The sequence below is a fragment of the Deinococcota bacterium genome (genome assembly GCA_030858465.1).
Lineage (GTDB): Bacteria > Deinococcota > Deinococci > Deinococcales > Trueperaceae > JALZLY01.
On the sequence record JALZLY010000004.1, the window covers coordinates 1 to 3,491 of the forward strand.

The 3,491-nt window shown below is 60.0% G+C and carries 2 protein-coding genes; both read right to left on the reverse strand.

Annotated elements, in window-relative coordinates; translation table 11 throughout:
• Positions 1 to 426: 426 nt before the first annotated feature.
• A complete protein-coding gene (locus M3498_00290; protein MDQ3457733.1) occupies positions 427 to 1,812 on the reverse strand; it encodes a mercuric reductase in 1,386 nt (461 codons plus the stop codon).
• An 866-nt stretch (positions 1,813 to 2,678) separates the two neighbouring features.
• A partial coding sequence (locus M3498_00295; protein ID MDQ3457734.1) for a transposase occupies positions 2,679 to 3,491 on the reverse strand: 813 nt, incomplete at its 5' end.

Genomic DNA, 3,491 nt, shown 5'->3' on the forward strand with positions numbered 1-3,491 from the left:
CCTGCGCCAATCCCGATACCGAGTTTGAGTAGCTGCCTGCGCGTATAGCCGTGTTCTCTGGGTTCGTGGTTGTCTTTCATGTCAGCCTCCTTAGTTTTTTTTGCTGTCATCTGTGGGTTTAGCAAGAAAGTTTTGGCCTTACCCTCAGCCTTCCCTGCACAACCCTTGTCCCTGTTTTTTCCCTTCGGAATCCTGCAGTGCTTAGATCGCATGGGGCGAGTGAACTGACCTAATCGCGAAGTGTGTTGGTTTCAGCCTGCCCTCCATCTGCCCCTTCTTCAGGTGAGTCAGACTGCCCGTCGTGTTGTTTTACCTGCCACCTCCTAGCTTTGGTTTCAATAGTAGGCCGAAGGTAGTGGATATTGCGTCAACAATTTGACCTGGCATCTCCTCGAGGCAGAAGCATTCGCCAACGTTCCTAGCGGCTCAGTCCAGGGTCATGAAGAGGTTGTTCAGGGATTCGGCTAGCGTCGGGTGGGCGAAAGCGCTGTCACGGATGGTACTGTAGGGCACGCGACCCATCATGGCCATCTGCAGGACCGATACAACCTCGCCGCCCTCCAGGCCGAGGATGGCAGCGCCGAGAATTTGTCCTGTTTCGGCGTTGACAACCGCTTTCATGAAGCCGCGCGTCTCGTCCGTCTCGAGCGCCCTGGCCACCCGACTCATGGGGAGTTTGGCAACTTTGACGTTGTAGCCTTGTGCCCGTGCCTCCCCTTCGCTAAGGCCGACACGGCCGAGCTGCGGATCGGTAAAGACGGTATAGGGCACGAGCCTCCCGTCGGTAGTCTTATGCGCGCCCTTTAGGAGATTGTCCCGAACGATGCGGTAATCGTCGTAGGAGATGTGGGTGAAGGCAGGCCCGCCCTTGATGTCACCGAGGGCGTAGATGCCGGGGGCGCTCGTCTCGAGCTTGCTGTTCACCTCGATGAAGCCGCGCTTATCAGCGCGTAGCCCAGTCGCCTCCAGGTTGAGGGTGTCGCTGTTCGGCCTCCGCCCGGTCGCGACGAGGAGGTGCGTGCCCTCCAGAGTCTGTTCGCCCTCCGCGTCCTTGATGGTCAGCAGGATTCTGCCCCGGTCGTCCTGACGCACCGCTACCGCCTCTGCGCCGAGGTGCAACTCAACACCGTCATCCGCGAGAATGCCGGCGACCGCTTCGGCTACGTCCGTGTCCTCGCGCTCCAAGAGCTGCGGCCCGCGCTGAACGATGGTCACGTCACTGCCAAAGCGGCGGAACATCTGCGCGAACTCGAGCCCGATGTACCCTCCGCCCAAGACCAGGAGCTTCCCCGGCACCTCATCGAGTTCCATGATGGAGGTCGAGTCGAGCGCCAGCACCTCGCTCAGCCCCTCGATGGGCGGCCTGAGCGGACGGGTTCCCGCGTTGATGAAGATCTTATCGGCGCTCAGCTCCTGCACGCCGTCCGCCGTTTCCACTTTGATCTTCTTCGGTCCTGTGAAGCTCGCTTCGCCCATCAGCAGCGTGACGTTCTCGAGCTTACGCAGGCTGTTTTCACTGCCGCTGCGGAAGGATTCGACGATGGCGCGCTTGCGCGCCCGTACCTCAGCGAGGTTCACGGTCACCTTGCCGGTGTGCACACCGTAGTCGGCTGCACGGCGGGCAAGGTGGGCGACCCGAGCGCTGGCAATCATGGTCTTGGTGGGGGTGCAGCCTTCATTCACGCAGGTGCCGCCGACGTGCGCCCGCTCGACGAGGGCCACCTTCCAACCAGCTTTGGCAAGCGCACCCGCCAATGGTCCGCCGGCCTGACCGGCCCCTATCACGATCGCGTTGACATGTTGTGTGGTCATGGCTTCTCCTTTTTAATCTAGCTGGTTGAAGGGGCGGCCGCCGCGCAGCCTCTCCTCCTCGAGGGGACGTGGCGAAGCCCCGAGAGGCGCCACATGAGCTTAGGGTGCCAGCCTCTACACTGTCTGTCGGTATACGTTTTGACCCAACAACTGGTTTAAACAGGTTCCGTCAAGTTGTTTTTAATGGGAAAGCTGTTGAGCACTGACAGCCTGCTGGAACCAGTGGCTGTATAGGCTTATTAAGGAACAGCCAGCGATAGCTCATCCCATAAGCCGAAGCTGCCTGCCAAGGGCTTTGACAAATTAAGGTTCACAGCTCGGAGGGTAGGCTACTACGTGTCCGGTTCCTCAACTCACTATCCCCGCCACCGCTTTCCTTAGGCGGCATAATTTTAAGGGGCGGCAACGGGAGGCGGTTTTGCATGAATGACGTTGTGGACGGACCTGGTGGGATTTCCCGTGAAGCGCTTCGTCTCAGCCCCGTGGAATCCATAAAGAGCCTAAATTAAATAAGGTCGCTGCAGCTTGGCTTCCGCCGTCGTCCTCCCAGGCAGCCTGGGCGCTCGAGGCGGGCGCGTGGGTGAGCGGAGGCACCCCTGCGGGTACTAGTCGTGGCCCATCGGCACTCCAAGCATCGATGGCTTGCCGCGCCACCTTTAGGGACTGCTCCAAGTTCTGGATTAATTCTGGTACGTTCATGATCTTCCTCTCTGCGCGAAGCCTGGGGCGGGTGGGGCGTCGACTTGTTGCTCAAACGTCAACTCCTCGTCGACCCCGCGCTTAACGCCTTTCCTCCAACCCGCAGCAATTCGAAATATGGGGTTTTAGGAAGACAATCAGGCTCTTCCGACATTTTGGTGCAGGGGCTAGGTTGCCAGCAGGATGCGCTTGCGCAGCAACTCGAACGACCCCCGGCCGAACATGCTCCGTTTGATCAGCTTGATTTTCGTCACCGTTCCCTCGATTCTTCCGTTGCTCCAAGGCAACGCGATGGCGGCTGTCAGTCCGTCCTGCTCACGCCTCAGTGAAGTCGCGAAGGTTTTGAGGTCTTCCAGAGCTGTCTCGGCAACCTTATGAAACCAGGCGTCTAGCGCTTCAGGACACTTGTTCTTGAAGAGGTTACGGAACTCCTGCGCCAGATCGCGTATCTGCCCTATGAGCGGTTCTTGTTGAGAGAGCCTACCGAGCACCTCCTGTTCCTCAGCCCTTAGGCGCTCGGCGTCGTGAACGAGCAGCCACACCAGCTGCCGCGACGCGAAGCCCTTGCGGTAAGACGAGAGCGAGCGCGCCTTGAGGGGCGTAGTGTCTCCCTCTGCTGCTCTAGCGTCCTGCAGGCGCTGTCTTTGCCGCCACTGATGGACCCGCTTGTACCCTCCGGGGTAGCCCCGGTCGCGCACCTCGCGCCATAACTGCTTGGCATTCCGACAGCCCTCTTGCCAGCGCTGCTCTAAATACCTCTTGAACGGGTCGAGCAGACTTACCTGCTGCTTTCTGGGACGCCTCTCGGGCAGGGCGTCCAGGCTGATGCTGTGGCGGACAAAGGTGCGGCTAGCTTTGGCGTGCCTGGCAATGGCGCTGATGCTCATCCCTTGAGCGTGCAGGTCGCGCACCTGCTGGATGCGCTGCCGCCGTCTCTTTAGGGCTTCTTCTCGCGCCGCCTCCTCACCTGTAGAACGGGG

What these genes read in the sequence shown, in the direction of transcription:
- M3498_00290 (MDQ3457733.1), bottom strand. Translation starts at nt 1,812, where the DNA reads ATGACCACACAACATGTCAACGCGATCGTGATAGGGGCCGGTCAGGCC.